Source organism: Rhizobium sp. SVR5-2C (assembly GCF_056755115.1).
Genome location: NZ_JBNDHT010000077.1, coordinates 16,159 through 31,255, shown reverse-complemented (window position 1 = coordinate 31,255; position 15,097 = coordinate 16,159). Strand labels below are relative to the sequence as shown.

The following is a 15,097-nucleotide window of genomic DNA, read 5'->3' as shown; positions in this document are numbered from 1 at the left end:
GAGTACCGCGCGCAGAGCATTCACCAACTCCGTGCGCTGATGGACAATACGCTCGCGCGCTCGGAACAGTACGGCATTGGCCTGCTGCTCTGCCGACTTCATCTCGACGAAGCGCATTTCTGGACGCTGTGCCGCGATAACGATCGCTTCGGCGTCGGCGGCATCATTCTTCTGACGTTTCACGAAAGGCCGGACATACTGAGGCGCGATCAACTTCACTTCATGGCCAAGCTTCAACATCTGCCTGGCCAATAATGGGCGCCGCCACAGGCCTCCATCACAACGATGGCAGGCGCTTGCTCTGCCATGAATTTCTGGGACTGGGGCCGCGACAGTTTCTTGCGGAACTTAACCTGCCCCGTCATCGACGCGCCGTGGACCTGAAAGACAGATTTTGCCAGATCCACCCCGATCATTATATCCTTCATACTACCGTCCTCTCCGTTTCGTGGCGTTCAACACCACCAACCTGGCACATCGCGATGCCGTCTGGGGAGGGCGGCAACCATCCCATCTCAACAGTCGAGCGTAGAATTCCATCTGCCGCTGCGACAAAGAGAGCCAATGATATAGGGCTCGGATCAGTCGGACGTTTGCAGCGGTTCATCCCGCTCTTCTCGGCACTCCGGAATCTTCCTGTCGCACCGCATCAGAAACATTCCGCTCGGCACCCGGGTTCATCGCGTCCGCGCCCTGGCGCAATGGAATGAGCCGCGCCGTTACATGATTTCAGTCAGCTGCGAGATAGGTTATCATCGCTCGATAACGTGCCAGATCCGAAGCGAAAGCTTGAATGCGGTAGCCGCAGTAGGTTTTGAGGCGGTACGTGACCGCGCATGTCGACGGCAATAACAACGCCATCGATCGGACAGCGCTTCAAGTTGATGCTTGTAGACGTCTTCTGTCTGACACCATCCTGGTACAATGATAAGCGGATCTTCCCGATCCAGCTTCAAGATAATGAAGTTGGACGCCTGGCCCCACCTCCGCGAATTGCAATCCGACTTAGGTTCAACCACTGCAGCTGCCAAGGATTTCCCAGCGATCATAGCAAAGGCTCGCGGTAAGGCAGACATAGACTTGGCCGATCCATGGAGCCTGATGTCCTCGTAAGGTTAGATCGAAGAGGCAGGCCGTCCCACCTGCTGTAACGCTGTCATGCGGGAATTCACTCATCGTGTTTTTGATGAGGCAGCTGCCTCGCTGTTGAAGCCCAACTGAGCCAGTCTTCCCCTTGCAGCTTTCCCTCCCTGACGCAGTTGCGCTTGCGGCTCTTCGGCCGCAAGGGAAGCTTCGCCGCGAACGATCGTACCAGCGTCCAATTTCCGATCGCGCCCTTGCAGCCTCGGCCTTCGCGCCGAGGTGGGGTCGAGAGCTTTCCCTCAGCAAAGGAAAAAAGGAGAAACGAGCATGGACAGAGAAAAGATAGAAGAGGTGCGAGCCCGCGTATCCTGCGCGACCGTGTTGCTGCAGGCAGGCTTTATCCTCGATAAACGGGAAAGCAGCCGCCGAGCGTTGAAGTTCCGGCGTGGCGCGGACATCGTGATCGTCACGCATCAGGGAGCAGGCTGGTTTGATCCGCTATCGGAGCGAAAGGGTGATGTCTTCACGCTGGCGAGGCTGTTGGGAGAAACCTCGTTTCCGGCCGCTGTCGAGCGGCTCGGTGGGCTCACCGGGTTCCATAGCGCGCCGATTGTTCCCGATGTCTCTATGCGACGGCGTCCGGCTTCGATTCGCGAAAGGTGGTTGAGCCGCCCGGCAATGACCTTGGGATCGCCGACCTATCGCTACCTGTCCGAAACCCGAGCGTTGCCGCCGTCGATTCTCCACTTGGCCGCCAAGCGCGACCTCATCCGGCAGGGCCCTTTCGGCAGCGCCTGGTTCCGCCACGAGGATGAGAGCGGGCAGCTATCTGGGTGGGAAGAACGTGGCCCGCAATGGCGAGGCTTTTCCAACGGCGGGTCGAAGACGGTGTTTTCTTTCGGAAGCCGCGAGCCAGTCCGTATCTGCATCACCGAGGCTGCGATCGATGCGCTGAGCCTTGCGACTTTAGAAAAGGTCAGGCCGGATACGCTCTACGCAAGCACCGGAGGGGGGTGGTCGCCATCGACCGTCCGCATCATCGAAACCATTGCTGCCAACACGATACTTGTTGCCGCCACCGATGCCGATCCACAAGGCGAGGTCTATGCCGATCGGCTTCGGCACATTGCCGAGCTCATCGGTTGCGACTTCAGCCGGGTCCGCCCGCCCGCCATCGACTGGAATGAGGAATTGAAGGAAAGACGGGAAAGCGGGGAACTGGCGCATGCACGGGAAGCCGCGTCAAGGGTGAAGCTTCGCCCGCCGCACGGCGGCCCCTGACCCGGTTCCCGCGAGGCGCCGGCTGAGAAGGGGTGATCAAAGGACTGAAGGGAAAGTCGATGCGTCCCTTCAGGAGCCACCCCAAGGGAGCAGCCGATGTCTCATCTTCCCGCCAATCGCCAGTTCCTGGAAGGAGCTGCAACCCGTCAGCAGATGTACGCCCTCTTCAACCGCCATGGCCAGGCCCCGTCCGACGATGATCGGATCTCGGGTCGCCTTTATGCCGGCGAGTGGTTCGAGATCTCAGAGGCCGACCATGACCGCATGTTGGATATCCTGCCGCCGCTCTTCATGCGCGGCGATCACTTTGCGATGCGTGAGTTTTTGGTGCGGAAAATCACCAGTGTCTTCTTCACCCTGAAGATCGACGGCCGGTTTCGCTGGTTTCACGCCTATTGCGATCTCGCCGATGTCGGTGCGATCAACAGCATGCGCAGGACAATCGTCGAGCGCGAGTCAAGGCCGGTCCGCGCGATGACCCGGACCGAAAAGCTTGAGCACATCTGGAGCACCACAGGCGCTGATTTCCGCGCCTATGCCGATCAGCGTTTTGCCGCGGATTTTGCGGGCGGGCGCATCGTCATGGTGTTTTCGGCCGCGCAGGCAAAGGTCTGGAAACTCCTCGACGACCTGAGCGACGACGAGATCGCCGCCAAGCTTCCCGTGCAGTTCCGCCACCGTGGCAAACAGGTCGCCGCCTGACCGCCGGCCTCCAACTCTTCCCGACATCATCGCAGGCGAACGGCGGCTTGAGCCCGCCCTGAGCCGCGCTTCCCCGACAAGGAAATCTCATGACGCATGACGATCCCTTCACGCTCGATCTCTTCGGCAACACCGCTGCCTCATCGGGCTTTGATCTCTGTTCATTCCCTCTGCAGGCAACTTTTGGTGCCGACGACGAAAGCTTCCATCTTGCAAAGGCTTGGGATTGGCCGGTCCGATCGAGGGTTGGACGAAGGTTGATTTCTATGACACGAAAAGAGACCCGATCGACGAGGCCGCTTTCAGACAAACGGTCGAGGAGTGGGCAGAGCACCAGCGCCAGCTCGCGCTCCTCGACCGTCGCAGTGTTGCCGCAACGGTACCCACGCCGTGGGGCGCCTCACAGTACGCCGTTGTCTACGCAGATGGCGTTATCCGCCACAGTACTGCCAGCCACGGCGGATTTCTCCTGTCAGCGGAGCGCAACGCCTCTATACCGGTTTTCATACGGTCACCTGAAGGTGCTTACGAAGAGGATTGCGCCTGGGCTGTCGTCGCCAATGCCTTCCCGGACTTGTTCATCAATTATGAAAAGCGCCACGCCGATGAGACACTTCGCCAGTTTTATCCGGATGCCTGGGAAGCCTTGTGCGGCGAGATCTTGGAGCCCGGCCAGTCTCGTGCGAAGGACCGTCGGCGTTTCGAGGCCGAAAACGCCGGACGCTGGGTGGTCGTCTCTGCCATCCTATCCAGCCGTCAGCCGGGGTTTGTCGAATGCGTGGCAAGGCTCGGGGCACGAGGCGACGAAGCCCGCCGATATCTGGTAGCCGAGCAACGGTGCGAGATCGGGCTCTTCGGCTTTGTCATCGATGAGGTCCGCGATACGCTCTATACTGGCCCGTCGAGTTTCATCGGCTGGGGCGAGCGGCAAATTCTGACCGACTGACCGTCAGACCATCAGGGAGACGAGGCGACGCGGCCGGCGAAGCCTGTTGATGGACGCCGTTCCCGGCAGTCCTTGCGATAGTGTGGAGACGGCGCTCGGCATCACGCTCCATCGACCGCTGGCCGTTGCGATTGCCTCGGCTGCTGCTCCGGCGTATTGCCCGCGTTCCACCGTAGCTTCGCCGGCAAGGCCAGGCTGTCATGGGCGTAAGCAGTGCAGTGAAGACGTCCTGCGAGGTGCAGGAGCGAAGACGCCTAGCGGTTTGTCGGGTGCTGCCCCTCGGGTTTGCTCCGGTCTGAACCGGACGGCGTCCCGGTCAAAGGCCGCGTTTTGCGCCGCTTTGCGGCAGGCTCGACGCTTGCTTCACAAGGCCGGGCCGCGTCTACGGCAGACCGCGCGCGGTCCGCGGTATCCGCAACCCGACCTTTCTCGCCACGCATCATCCTGACCTTGAGCCGGGCCCGCTTCGCCGGTTCGTGTCGACCGCGCCCGAGGAACAGCGCCGGACAAACGGACCCTCGGGCTTCGCTCAACCAGCACTCAAGGACAGTCATCATGGCACCGCTCAATCGTTCCGCTTCCAAAACCCCCGCCACCCAGCGCGCCACCACACTCGAGATGGTCCGGCACGCCTGCCCGGACAGCGCCCAGGCGCAGCGCATCTCGGAAAGCTTCGGCCTGCGCGTTATCGACAGCGAAAGCCTGCGTGACCTCCATCGCAATCAACTGATCGAGAGTGCCGAGGCGCTGAAGGACGGTCTCCAGGAAAAGGCCATGCAGATACACATGCAGCGCATCGTCGGCTCTTATATCGGCTCTGCCTACGGCGCCGGCCAGTTCTACAGCCGCTCGGTGACAGAAGCACGCGACTTGACCGCAAAGCTATCCAACGACGACCGGGACGAGGATCTTGCCGGTCCGGTAGGCTTTGACAGCCGCGCCCAACGCAAGCGCGAATTCGCAGCCGACATGGGCCTGCAGGCCCACGTGCTGCGCATGGCAGCCGAGGGTACCGTCAGCGCTTACGAGGAAATCACCGGCGAAACCTGGAAGCCCTACGAGCGCGGCGGTGCTGCAGTGTCGGTCCCGTCGCTCGACCAGCGCGCCGCATCAATGCAGCTGTCAGCCTTTGACTGATGGCCGCACCTTTGTCCTCCACGCCGAGGCCGCTGCACCTGAGCGTGCAGCGGCCTTTTTCATGTGACGAGCGGCTTGGCGCGCCATCGTGGCTCGTTCCGATTGCGGTCTAGCGTCGCCCGGAGAAGGCTACGCGCAACGGCAAGCCGTCCTCCACTGCCGTTTCGGCCCGCTCTCAGATCCTGGCCATTCCCGAACAGGGCACCGCGGGTGCGCCGCCTCCGGCCGCGCTGTTCGACCGCCGTAACGACCCGCGATGGCGCGGCTCGCCGGATGAAAGGAATCAACGAAGATGAGAAAAGCGACCACCAAGACCGAACCGCGCACCGACGTCCATACGCGCATCACCGACGTGATCGTCGAACAGCTCGATAAAGGGGTGCGCCCATGGGTGCAGCCCTGGAGCGCGAAACATCTGGGCGGCCGCGTTTCGCGGCCGCTGCGCTTCAACGGCGAACCGTATTCAGGGATCAACGTGCTGCTTCTCTGGTCCGAAGGCCTGGCGCGGGGATTTTCGTCGCAAATCTGGATGACCTTCCGCCAGGCCGTCGAACTCGGCGGGCATGTCCGCAAAGGGGAGAGCGGCTCGATGGTCGTTTATGCCAATCGTATCCGCAAGACCGAAACCGATGGCAGGGGTGAAGAAGTCGAGCATGAGATTCCCTTTCTCAAGGCATACACCGTCTTTAACGTCGCACAGATCGATGGCCTGCCAGAGATCTATTCGACATCGGCCACCGGCGCACCTGTTCAGCCTATGGACGGGATCCCGGCGGCGGACGCCTTTTTCAGTGGTACAGGTGCCACCGTCCGGCATGGCGGCAACAAGGCTTTTTACGCTCCCGGACTGGACATGATCCAAATGCCGCCCATCGAGACCTTCCGCGACGTGGGAAGCTACTATGCCACCCTTGCCCACGAACACATCCATTGGGCAGGAGCCAGCCATCGCCTTAACCGAGATCTTTCCCGCTATGCCAAAGATCGGTCCGAACGGGCGCGCGAGGAACTGATCGCGGAGCTCGGGGCGGTATTTCTTGCTGCCGACCTTGGCATTGCTCCTGAGCTGGAACCGCGACCGGACCACGCGAGCTATATTGCCTCATGGCTGACAGTGCTAAAGAACGACAGACGCTTCATCGTCCAGGCCGCAGCTCAAGCTCAGCGTTCCGTGGCTTATCTTCACGCGCTCCAGCCGGACGGCGAAAAGGTGGCGGCATAATCCGGGCGCAAGTCGAGCGTACAGCGCCCGACTTGCATAAACCGCATAAAATACGTATTTTAGGTACTTCACTGGAGGTGGCGATGAAGCAGTTTTCCTTCTCAGACATGAATAGAGCCTCGGGCGAAATCCTCGAGACTGCACTGATTGAACCGGTTGCGCTCACCAAGCGCGGCAAGGAGAAACTGGTCATCCTGACGGCCGACCAGTACCGCAAGCTGATTGGCCGATCGCATACGACCGCCTACAGCCTGGACGATGCGCCCGATACCGTACACGACGAGTTGATGACCGGCCTCGACCAGTTGCTTGAGGACGGCAGTGTTTGAGGCGGGCCAGGTCGTCCGTTTCCATTATCTCTGGAAGCGCGCGGCGCAGGCCGGCGAAGAAACAGGCCGCAAGGCGCGTCCCGTGTGTGTCGTCGTGCGCACCTCTGCCATTCCAGGCGTGGTTTTCCTGTTTCCGATCACCTCACAGATGCCCAATGAAGAGCGCCTGTTTCTGCCGATCAGCCAAATCGAATGCCGCCGCGCCGGTCTCGATTTTCCCTGCTGGATCGTTCTCGATGAGTACAACCGCGTCGAACTCGACAAGGCTTTCGACTTTGAGTCGACTGCGCCGCTTGGCAGTTTCAGCCCGGCGTTCCTGAAGAAGATCGCCCGCACCGTCAAGGACGCGGCGGCAAACCGCAGGCTCGCTGCTGTTTCGCGCTCTTGAGCGCAGAGCACCCGCACGCGTTTCGGCTCACCGGCAATAGCCGAGTCCGGCAGACTGCGGCACGAAACGACGATCGCTCCCTCCGCTCGGAGCGCTCGGTGACCCAGCCACCGCATCTGCGCGTCGGTTGCGTCAGTCGATGCGAAACCAATTTGGCGGCGGCATGCCGGACGGCACCATGTCGCGTCCTTCCCGCAGCGGCTCGCCCGCGGTCTCGATGAGGCATGTCTGACCGGAAATCGCCTCGCGCACTCGGCTCGATCGTCATCCGCAACGGCCGGCTCGTTTTCTTCCCCTGTCCGCGACGCGGCCATTCCTCGCGGGACAAGAAAGCCTCGGCCCATGGCCGTCCTCCACTTCGTTGCGGCCCCGAGGGGTGCGTTCCGATCGTTCCCGGTCTCATCGACAGCCATCGAGGCCGCGATGGGCGGCCCGAGCAACTGAAAAGGAACACGACAATGGCAACAATCGGCTCTTTCACCGCATCCGAAAACGGCTTCTCCGGCACCATCAAGACGCTCAACCTCAACGTCAAAGCCAAGATCGTCCGCGTCGAGCGCTCCTCGGAAGAGGCTCCCGACTACCGGGTTCTCGCCGGCAACGTGGAATTCGGCGCCGGCTGGCAGAAGCAAGCCCGCGACAGCGAGCGCGACTACATCTCCGTCAAGCTCGACGACCCGAGCTTCCCCGCTCCGATCTACGCAACGCTGACCGAGGTCCAGGGCCAGGAAGGCCTCCAGCTCATCTGGTCGCGCAACACGCGCCGCTGAGCCGAAGAAGAAAAACCCCGCTCGACGGAGCGGGGTTTTTCCGTGTCACTTGTTCAGCGCATCCTTTAGCGCCTTGGCCGGCTGGAAGCTCAGCTTCTTCGCAGCCGCAACCTTGACGGTGGCGCCGGTCGACGGATTGCGCGCCTCGCGCTCCGGCGTCTGCTTGACCTTGAACTTGCCAAAGCCGGGCAGGGACGTTTCGTTTCCGGCAACGGCCGCCTCGGTAATCAAGGCGATTACGGCCTCGACGATCGCCTTGCCCTGCGCCTTGGTCAGGCTGTGTTCCGTTGCGATCTTGTCTGCGATTTCGTTGGTCGTGGTCACTTTTCATCTCCGCGTCATGATTGATCCGGAATCCCTGCCATTCGGACTTGCCGCTGTCATCGACGCGCTGCCGCAAAAACCGGGTCGTGAACCGGATTTCCACAATTACCAACGGGTTTGTAGCCCTTGGCCTGTTTTTTTCGGGCAAGATCGAGGAAATGGACCATCGCGTCGCGCTCGCTGTCAAACACTGCGGTCTTTTCGCCGCCTGCCTTGCCAATCCGGCCCCAACATCGGACAACGGCAACCTCTCCAAAAAGAGTCGGCTGAATGGAAAGCGCGTAATAGCGGGCCATGTTTTTCGTTTCGTCGACGCGCTGGCAGTAAAGCTGAAAAAGATGGAGGGTCATGACCGCAGGATGGCTGCGGCTCTCGATTACGTCCAACCAGAGTTTTGAATCGATGAGCGAAGTCCGATTCACTATGGTGATGAATGGTGGCCATTACTGTGGATGAGATGTAGAAGCGGCCGCAGCATTCACGAACGGGCAAACGAAGCATGGAAAACGCGATCATCGACAATCGAGGCGACTTCGGGCTATGGGCGATCGAGGTTGCCAAAATGATCGTCAGCGAGCAGGGTTTTGAATTGGCAAGCGCGGCACGGGACGCTCCGAAGACGGTGTGCGGGCTGCAGGAAATGCACTCGGCCAGGCGATCACCAATGCTCTCATGGAAGTCTATGACGGTTTGCTCGAGGGCGCACCAGAACAATAGTCTCAATTGTCAGATCGGCAAGGGCGGCATTTCGCCGTCGGCAACACGCCATATCCATGCTGACAGATCGGGTCGTGCCTCGATCATCTCTCTCAGACAAGCCTCAAATGCTTCGTCCGCCGAAGGCGGCACGATATAGAGCGCCAGGGGTTGTGGTTTCACGTCGGACAGGGTGGCGTTCGCCAGCGGATGGTCGCGCCTAAGATTGAAACGAAGGCCTTTGACGGATTTCGATCGCAGTCGCGCCAGCCGTTCGACGAGACTTTGCTTATAGGCGTCTTCGATCGGCAACCACTGCTCGGTCACGGTCATCAGCGCGATCTCATTGACCACGATGATCCCGGCCGGACCGCCGCCGATTGTGGCGATCATCATTAGATGCGGCGCCTCGCCGCTATGCCAAAGAGCGAGCTCCGGCTCGAACCGGCGCTGGACGCTCGTCCAGGCTGTCTGCTCCAGATACAGGCGAAAACCTGGCATGTGTTTGATCACAACCTGACGACCGCCCCTCGCTTCGGCGAATTCCTTGATCTCTCCCACCAGGACCATCAACGGCTTCGGGCCGGCCGACGTCTGAAAAAGTCTGGCCAATTTGTGAGCCCGCCGCTGCCCGATCGCCGTCTTGTCGTGGGCTCTGAACGGTTCAGGCAGCAATAGGCGATCCGACAGCGGCGTTCCTCTAACCGCCATGTTGCCGGCCGCCTCCAGCAGATGATGATAGACCTGCCACCAGTGACGTTTGCCGGTCCAGTGCGACGTCCATTCCGTCAAGCCGCTTTCGTGCCACAGGAAATGCAGGAGCGCCCGCAATGACAGATTCTTGCTCTCCACCTTGACACTGTCATTCCCTTCGCCGCCAGAGCCAACCTGATTGGTCGCTGCGCGCTTCGACAGCGAAAAATCGAGCGTCAGGCAAGCAACGCCCGACGACGGGTCAAGCTTGATCGCCGATCCCATCAGCGGGCCAAGTCCGGAAAGTTCATAGGGGGGATCGTAGGAGGGACAGGCCGGATCGTGACCACTGCCAGAGAGCGGCATCCGCTTGATCAGCAACTGGTCACCGATATCAGCAATGTACATTGGAACGCCCGGATCCCGGCAAAGGCACAGCGGTCGGATCTTGCCACGATGAGCGCGTGCCAGCAGATGCGGAAACTCGTTGTGGTCTTCGTCGCACGCGACGCTGTCAAACTGAAATCGCCTCATGAAGGAGTGACGCTTGAGGCGCGCGCGGCGCGCAAGGATGGGTGCCACAAGAGAGGGAAACCTGTCTGCTCAGATCGGCCAATTGTGCCGGGCGAAAAAAGCCAGCTCAAGGCCGCGCGGCCCCTCCAATTTTCTCTCCGCTCCGTTTCACTGCGCTGCGACAAAATCGGTTCCTCCGCACGCCGGCTCCGCCGGTCGCGTTCCGCGAGCCTTGACCTGCCTTCCCCCGCCCCGCGCGCCGCCGTCATCTTTCACATCCGTCAAGGAGACGACGATGACCATCGACCAGCACATCGAAGAATTACGCATCGAGGCCCGCAACGCCGAGACCATCTGGGAGCGCCGGGCGCTCGAAACCGAACTCGATCTTGCGCTTGCCGAGCGCGAAGTCATCTGGGCCGAACTCGACGGCCGCATCGAGGCGGAGCCGCCGTTCTGAGGCGCCTTCGCCGCATATCGATCGAAGCGCGCCGGATCGACCGACACGCTTCGATGCTTTCGCTCAATATCCATTGTCTTCCAGATAGGTGTCGATTGCCGCCTGCATGATGACCGTCATCTTGACATCGTTCTCGTGGGCGGCGCGCATCAGCCGCCCCTTCATCTCCTGCTCGAGCGGTACGTTGACATAGAACTTGATGGCACGATCCTTTGCGCGCTTCAGGCTCTTCAAGCGTCTGCGCGTATGCTGCTGCTCTGCCGCACGCTTGGCCGTCCGGCGTCGCCGCTCGTCTTCAGGAAGCCGAGGCAGGACCGTGTCGCGCTCGGCAGGCTCTGAGCGAATATCGTCCGCAGCTTCGGCTTCTGCACCGGCGGCCACTTCGAGCAGCGCCTCACTGGGTTCCAGCGTCGCCGGCTTTCGGCGTGGAGCCAGCGAAAACTGCTGGAAGTCGATTGTCGCCTTGCTCATGCCGCGACCTCAGCCGCGCCCGACAGCCGCCGAACCTCGATTTCGTCGACCAGCGCTTTCACCTCGATGCGCGCCTTGCGGACGGAATCCGTCAGTTCCTGCATCTGCAGCGTTCCAAGTCCGTTCTGGATCTCGCGATAGATGTTGCGTTCATAGAGCTCGGTGTCGAGCAACATTGTCTGATAGTTTGCATCCAGCAATCCCGCGACGAACGGCCGGATGTAGCGATAGGCCTCCAGGTTCCGGCCCGGCAATGTGATGCGGGTACGAACATTCATATGCAGGATCGAAAGACCCAGCTGATCATTGATCTCGTTGACCTCAGCAATCGTCTGCCCTGCTGCCTCGATCTCCTTGATCCCTGGTTGGACCGGCGACAGCACCAGGTCCGACGAGCGTATGATGGTTGTCTGAAGGACGCTGTCGACGCCAGGAGCATCGATTACCATCATATCGAAAGCGTCGTCGAACTTCTTCAAGACATCCTCGATCGCCCGTTGGGTCGCAGCGATCGTCACCTCGATGTTGTCCGGTACGTTGCCTTTTCTGTAGCATAGCTTCCACCAGCCCGCGAGGTTCTGCCTGCTATCGGCGTCGATCATGAGGACGCGTTGCCCGCCAAGTGCATATTCGCCGGCGAGCAGCGTCGCCAACGTCGTCTTTCCAGCGCCGCCCTTGTTGCTGACCACCGCATAGATTCGGGACATCGCAAACTCCCTGCGAGAAGAACGTCGCCCGGCCGGTCGACCGAGAATGGAACTATAATAGTTTGGTTTCGAGGCTCGTCCAGCAGAATCTATGCGTCGGTTCGATGGATGCTTTTCCACATGAGTACGAGATGGCAAGCGGGTCTACTGCCTGGCCCTACCGTGAGGAAGATCATCCACACGGTATCGATAAAGTCTATGTTTATATCATTTTAACGTGCGTTCCCACGGAGTGACGCCGCCGAATTTCCATATCGGCGTGGCGTGTGATGTGGTCGTAGCTCTCGATCGATTGGATACAATCGATATCGGAGTCCGTTGGGAAGGGGCTTTGAGTGGCTTGCACTATTGAACTGAAACAGTCTATATTGGTTTGGCAGGATACGCAATTTTGTGATACAAATTGCTGACGATCGACGGACGAGCCGTCGATGGCGCCGGCGGCGGCAAGACGACGAGGCGAATGTCGTGGCTAGAAGCGGGAAGACAGCACCGGCGGCGACGTGCCTCAAGGAGCGAAAAGAGCGTGTCGTGCACGCTCGCTTTGCTGCGTCCGAGTTGGTGGAAGTCGAAGAAGCGGCGAAGCGGGCTGGGATGACGCTATCCGCCTTTATCCGATCGCTGACGCTCGATGGTGCCGGCGTCCTGCCATTCCTGACGGAGGAGGATCGGGCAGTATTCGATCTTCTTCATCGCGACCTCAGGGCAATCGGTGTGAACCTGAACAGTCTTACCAGGTTCGCGCACCAGCGCACTGTCCCGATCGAGATCTCGAATGTGCTTCAGGATTTCCAGCCTGTTGTCGCGGGTCTCGCGCTGGAGCTTCGTCGGCTCGCCGCTCGGAGCGGCCGCAGAGTCGAAGGGCGTACCTGATGGAGATCTTTTTCGGGGCTTTCACCAAGGAATGGGAGCAGCGTAGAGCCGCCTTTTTGCATGAAAGGCTGATCGGCAAGACCGCTGGTGATGACGAAGAGGCCCGCCGCCGGCGCAGTGCTGGTGCAAGCAGCGGCTTGGGCCGCCATCCGCCAGGATGGAAGAGAAGCAGTCATGTCAGCATTGCGCGGCATATGCCGGTGCACCGGCCGATGGCAGCGCGCTTTGCAGGGCTTGCGACCGGAAGCCAGCCTGCTGTCGTCAAGATGACGTCCTTTGGCGGTGGCGGCCGGCTGGGTGCAATGGCCGGCTACATCTCCCGCAACGGAGAGGTTGCGATGGAAAACCAGGCTGGGGAAGAGCTCAGGGGCCGGAAGGCTATCGCGGCACTTTCCGACGACTGGTCCCATCTGATGGGCAACCGCGCAGAAAGCCGCGACATCGGTACCTTCCGCATCGATATCGCCGGCGGTCCCCGCGAGGGGCAAGCGCTGCACGCGTGGGCACGGGACGTCGTAAAATCCGCCGTCGGCGAACGTTCCTTTGCCTTTGCAGTCGAACCGCGTGAGGACAATCATCGCATAGAGGGTGTCGTTGTCCTGCGGGCTCGCAACGGAGAACGACTGACAGCCGATGCCAAGGCAGAAGGGATCGTTAAGGCCCGCATGGTGGGGCAGGGGGCAAATCTCGGGAAGGCAGAGTTCCGCTTTACCGGCTATGGTAATGGCGTTGAATATGGCACCGCCCGTCTGCGCAAGATGGTGGAAAAGTTCAACGGCTCCGTCGAGAATAACCGTGGCGAAATGCTCGCGGATGCCAGACGGGCCGGCGACCTCGTGCAGTTGGAGTGGCGCAGCGAACTCCATAGCCGAAAGCCCCGGGATGTCATGCATCTCGTCATGTCAGCAAGGGCTGGCACCGATGTCCAGTCGTTCCAAGCGGCGGCTCGCGAATTTTTGGCCACAGAATTTGCCCACCACCGGTATGTCTTTTCTCTGCATGATCCGACGCGGGATCCGAAGGCCGAACAGGACGGCGGCAAGCGGCCTCACGTGCACGTGCATGCGATCATCGCCATGCGGTCCGAGGATGGCGAGCGGGTCGAGACCTCGATTGCATCGTTTCGACATTGGCGCGAGAGTCTTGCAGAGCAGGCCCGCGCGCATGGCATCCGGATGGAGATGACGGACCGTCGGGAGCAGGCGAGCGCCCCGGCGTTCACTCGAAACCAGGTGCGGCCGGTCAGTCGCGGCGGGCGAACTGAGCATGAGGGGACTTCAACCTTTTCCAAGCAACGTTATGTTCAAAAGCGCCATGAGGCTCCAACCGCGGCAAGAACAGACAGGAGCTTTTTCTACACCGAAAAAGTTCATGAGCAGTGGTCTGAACTCGCGCGCAGCGCGGGCGACGTTGAAGTCGAGGCTTTTGCAGATAAGCAGATTTCTCGTTTGAAAACAGCAGATAATCGCCTGAATCCGCAAATCCATGTGTCTAACCTTTCCAGCGATTCAGCCTCGCCATTCCGAACTGAATTGGTTAGACTATCTCAGCTTGCGGAGGTCGATAGCATGAGTGCCATGACGCGATCGGAGTTCGAGGCATATGAGAAGCGTGTGGAAACCGCTCTGTTTCAGGCGGAGCGTGTTATGCCGGAAAACCAGCGGGTCAATTTCGAGGAGATTGCCGCGGCCGCAAGGGAGCACGTCGACGTTCGCCGCGAAATCATGGAGCAGGCCGAGCAGGCGGGCCGTCGCACGCCGGAGGATACCGGTGCTCGACAGCCCGACGCGTACCGCCAATGGGACAAGGCCGTCGCACGCCATGGTCTGGAGGCAGTCGAGGCCGGAAACGACATCATGATCGAAATCCAATATTATCGTGAGCGGATCGAGTTCGCCGACGATGACGAAGTTCGCGCTGATAAAACGCCGTTTCAGGCGAGCCTGGATTTCGAGCTTGCCAGGGCAGCGGAGCTGGGAGCCGCGGGTAATTCTTATATCCGAGAGCTCAGCGAGGTAGACGAGGAGTTGTGGGTCGCACTCGAGGCTGCCGAGCGCTCTCTGGATCGAAGCCGGCAAAAAGCCGATGGCCTGGATGAGCGTGACGTTTCGGGCCGCTCTGCCGAAAGTGTCGGAAGACATCTAACTCCGTCCGGCGAGATCGACAAAGCCCGTACCGCCGGCGATCATCGAACAGGTGACACCACACGCACAGTTCCAGCTAACCAGCATATTTCGAGACTGGGTGGGCTTGAACGCGAGGCTGAACCTGACCGAGACGATTACGACCGATAGGAAACAATGATGCGCGACGATCGACGGATGTTCATTCCCGATCCTGATCCGAAGGCAGACGCAGGCTACTGGGGGATAGCTAGTTGGGTATTCGCCTGCATTATGATCGTAGCTCTGGTAGACCGGGGTCTGACAATTGCTTGGCATACCGTGCAGGGTTGGTGGGATGCAGCGATCGCTTTCTCGGGGTTCTGGAGCCCGCGCGGCT

At 60.4% G+C, this 15,097-nt stretch carries 16 protein-coding genes and 3 pseudogenes; 13 read left to right on the top strand and 6 right to left on the bottom strand.

Annotated elements, in window-relative coordinates:
* Positions 1-428, bottom strand: a pseudogene (locus ACPYOI_RS21115) (IS110 family RNA-guided transposase); the annotation flags it as partial.
* Positions 429-537: 109 nt separating this feature from the next.
* Between ACPYOI_RS21115 and ACPYOI_RS21110 the strand changes: the two are divergent.
* The 9 genes and pseudogenes from ACPYOI_RS21110 to ACPYOI_RS21070 all read left to right on the top strand — a co-directional run.
* Positions 538-705, top strand: a pseudogene (locus ACPYOI_RS21110) (IS6 family transposase); the annotation flags it as partial.
* A gap of 705 nt (positions 706-1,410) precedes the next feature.
* Positions 1,411-2,364, top strand: a complete 954-nt coding sequence (locus ACPYOI_RS21105) for a DUF3991 and toprim domain-containing protein (RefSeq protein ID WP_481423330.1) — start codon at positions 1,411-1,413, stop codon at positions 2,362-2,364.
* A 96-nt stretch (positions 2,365-2,460) separates the two neighbouring features.
* The gene (locus tag ACPYOI_RS21100) at positions 2,461-3,066 is read left to right on the top strand and encodes a DUF1419 domain-containing protein (protein WP_481416494.1); all 606 of its coding nucleotides are present in this window, start codon (positions 2,461-2,463) and stop codon (positions 3,064-3,066) included.
* A 226-nt stretch (positions 3,067-3,292) separates the two neighbouring features.
* On the top strand, positions 3,293-4,012 hold the full coding sequence (locus ACPYOI_RS21095) for a DUF7007 domain-containing protein (RefSeq protein ID WP_481423329.1): 720 nt from the start codon (positions 3,293-3,295) through the stop codon (positions 4,010-4,012).
* Positions 4,013-4,567: 555 nt separating this feature from the next.
* Complete coding sequence (locus tag ACPYOI_RS21090) at positions 4,568-5,149, top strand: hypothetical protein (RefSeq protein ID WP_168833123.1); 582 nt, start codon at positions 4,568-4,570, stop codon at positions 5,147-5,149.
* 292 nt (positions 5,150-5,441) lie between these two features.
* Positions 5,442-6,371 carry an ArdC family protein gene (locus ACPYOI_RS21085; RefSeq protein ID WP_168833122.1) on the top strand — a complete coding sequence of 310 codons (930 nt, stop codon included), beginning with the start codon at positions 5,442-5,444 and terminating at the stop codon, positions 6,369-6,371.
* Between the two features lie 83 nt (positions 6,372-6,454).
* Entirely contained in the window at positions 6,455-6,700 is a 246-nt protein-coding gene (locus ACPYOI_RS21080; RefSeq protein ID WP_168833121.1) for a type II toxin-antitoxin system Phd/YefM family antitoxin, read from the top strand.
* Entirely contained in the window at positions 6,693-7,088 is a 396-nt protein-coding gene (locus ACPYOI_RS21075) for a hypothetical protein (protein WP_481416497.1), read from the top strand. The genes ACPYOI_RS21080 and ACPYOI_RS21075 overlap by 8 nt, the downstream gene beginning before the upstream one ends.
* 458 nt (positions 7,089-7,546) lie before the next feature.
* Positions 7,547-7,858: a DUF736 domain-containing protein gene (locus ACPYOI_RS21070; protein WP_168833119.1), complete on the top strand. Its 312-nt coding sequence runs from the start codon at positions 7,547-7,549 to the stop codon at positions 7,856-7,858.
* Positions 7,859-7,903: 45 nt separating this feature from the next.
* Here ACPYOI_RS21070 and ACPYOI_RS21065 read toward each other — a convergent pair whose 3' ends face one another.
* Both ACPYOI_RS21065 and ACPYOI_RS21060 read right to left on the bottom strand, forming a co-directional pair.
* Positions 7,904-8,182 (bottom strand): HU family DNA-binding protein, encoded by a 279-nt coding sequence (locus tag ACPYOI_RS21065; RefSeq protein ID WP_168833118.1) that lies wholly within the window; start codon positions 8,180-8,182, stop codon positions 7,904-7,906.
* Positions 8,183-8,238: 56 nt separating this feature from the next.
* Complete coding sequence (locus tag ACPYOI_RS21060; RefSeq protein ID WP_481416498.1) at positions 8,239-8,532, bottom strand: WGR domain-containing protein; 294 nt, start codon at positions 8,530-8,532, stop codon at positions 8,239-8,241.
* Positions 8,533-8,681: 149 nt separating this feature from the next.
* Here ACPYOI_RS21060 and ACPYOI_RS21055 point away from each other — a divergent pair.
* Positions 8,682-8,899, top strand: a pseudogene (locus ACPYOI_RS21055) (hypothetical protein).
* 9 nt (positions 8,900-8,908) lie between these two features.
* Here ACPYOI_RS21055 and ACPYOI_RS21050 read toward each other — a convergent pair.
* Positions 8,909-10,105: a DUF1173 domain-containing protein gene (locus tag ACPYOI_RS21050; RefSeq protein WP_481423328.1), complete on the bottom strand. Its 1,197-nt coding sequence runs from the start codon at positions 10,103-10,105 to the stop codon at positions 8,909-8,911.
* A 274-nt stretch (positions 10,106-10,379) separates the two neighbouring features.
* Here ACPYOI_RS21050 and ACPYOI_RS21045 point away from each other — a divergent pair, with 274 nt between their 5' ends.
* A complete protein-coding gene (locus ACPYOI_RS21045; RefSeq protein WP_168833114.1) occupies positions 10,380-10,544 on the top strand; it encodes a hypothetical protein in 165 nt (54 codons plus the stop codon).
* A 63-nt stretch (positions 10,545-10,607) separates the two neighbouring features.
* Here the strand turns inward: ACPYOI_RS21045 and ACPYOI_RS21040 are convergent, their stop codons facing one another.
* Positions 10,608-11,015 (bottom strand): hypothetical protein, encoded by a 408-nt coding sequence (locus tag ACPYOI_RS21040; protein ID WP_481423327.1) that lies wholly within the window; start codon positions 11,013-11,015, stop codon positions 10,608-10,610.
* On the bottom strand, positions 11,012-11,722 hold the full coding sequence (locus ACPYOI_RS21035; RefSeq protein WP_481423326.1) for a ParA family protein: 711 nt from the start codon (positions 11,720-11,722) through the stop codon (positions 11,012-11,014). Before ACPYOI_RS21035 ends, ACPYOI_RS21040 begins: the two co-directional genes overlap by 4 nt.
* A 468-nt stretch (positions 11,723-12,190) precedes the next feature.
* On the opposite strand from ACPYOI_RS21035, the gene ACPYOI_RS21030 reads away from it, so the two are divergent.
* Both ACPYOI_RS21030 and ACPYOI_RS21025 read left to right on the top strand, forming a co-directional pair.
* Complete coding sequence (locus tag ACPYOI_RS21030; protein ID WP_481423325.1) at positions 12,191-12,595, top strand: plasmid mobilization protein; 405 nt, start codon at positions 12,191-12,193, stop codon at positions 12,593-12,595.
* 665 nt (positions 12,596-13,260) lie between these two features.
* Positions 13,261-14,889: a relaxase/mobilization nuclease domain-containing protein gene (locus ACPYOI_RS21025; protein WP_481416503.1), complete on the top strand. Its 1,629-nt coding sequence runs from the start codon at positions 13,261-13,263 to the stop codon at positions 14,887-14,889.
* The last annotated feature ends 208 nt before the right edge of the window (positions 14,890-15,097 follow it).

What these genes read in the sequence shown, in the direction of transcription:
- ACPYOI_RS21105 (WP_481423330.1), top strand. Translation starts at nt 1,411, where the DNA reads ATGGACAGAGAAAAGATAGAAGAGGTGCGAGCCCGCGTATCCTGCGCG.
- ACPYOI_RS21100 (WP_481416494.1), top strand. Translation starts at nt 2,461, where the DNA reads ATGTCTCATCTTCCCGCCAATCGCCAGTTCCTGGAAGGAGCTGCAACC.
- ACPYOI_RS21090 (WP_168833123.1), top strand. Translation starts at nt 4,568, where the DNA reads ATGGCACCGCTCAATCGTTCCGCTTCCAAAACCCCCGCCACCCAGCGC.
- ACPYOI_RS21085 (WP_168833122.1), top strand. Translation starts at nt 5,442, where the DNA reads ATGAGAAAAGCGACCACCAAGACCGAACCGCGCACCGACGTCCATACG.
- ACPYOI_RS21080 (WP_168833121.1), top strand. Translation starts at nt 6,455, where the DNA reads ATGAAGCAGTTTTCCTTCTCAGACATGAATAGAGCCTCGGGCGAAATC.
- ACPYOI_RS21070 (WP_168833119.1), top strand. Translation starts at nt 7,547, where the DNA reads ATGGCAACAATCGGCTCTTTCACCGCATCCGAAAACGGCTTCTCCGGC.
- ACPYOI_RS21060 (WP_481416498.1), bottom strand. Translation starts at nt 8,532, where the DNA reads ATGACCCTCCATCTTTTTCAGCTTTACTGCCAGCGCGTCGACGAAACG.
- ACPYOI_RS21050 (WP_481423328.1), bottom strand. Translation starts at nt 10,105, where the DNA reads ATGAGGCGATTTCAGTTTGACAGCGTCGCGTGCGACGAAGACCACAAC.
- ACPYOI_RS21045 (WP_168833114.1), top strand. Translation starts at nt 10,380, where the DNA reads ATGACCATCGACCAGCACATCGAAGAATTACGCATCGAGGCCCGCAAC.
- ACPYOI_RS21040 (WP_481423327.1), bottom strand. Translation starts at nt 11,015, where the DNA reads ATGAGCAAGGCGACAATCGACTTCCAGCAGTTTTCGCTGGCTCCACGC.
- ACPYOI_RS21035 (WP_481423326.1), bottom strand. Translation starts at nt 11,722, where the DNA reads ATGTCCCGAATCTATGCGGTGGTCAGCAACAAGGGCGGCGCTGGAAAG.
- ACPYOI_RS21025 (WP_481416503.1), top strand. Translation starts at nt 13,261, where the DNA reads ATGGTGGGGCAGGGGGCAAATCTCGGGAAGGCAGAGTTCCGCTTTACC.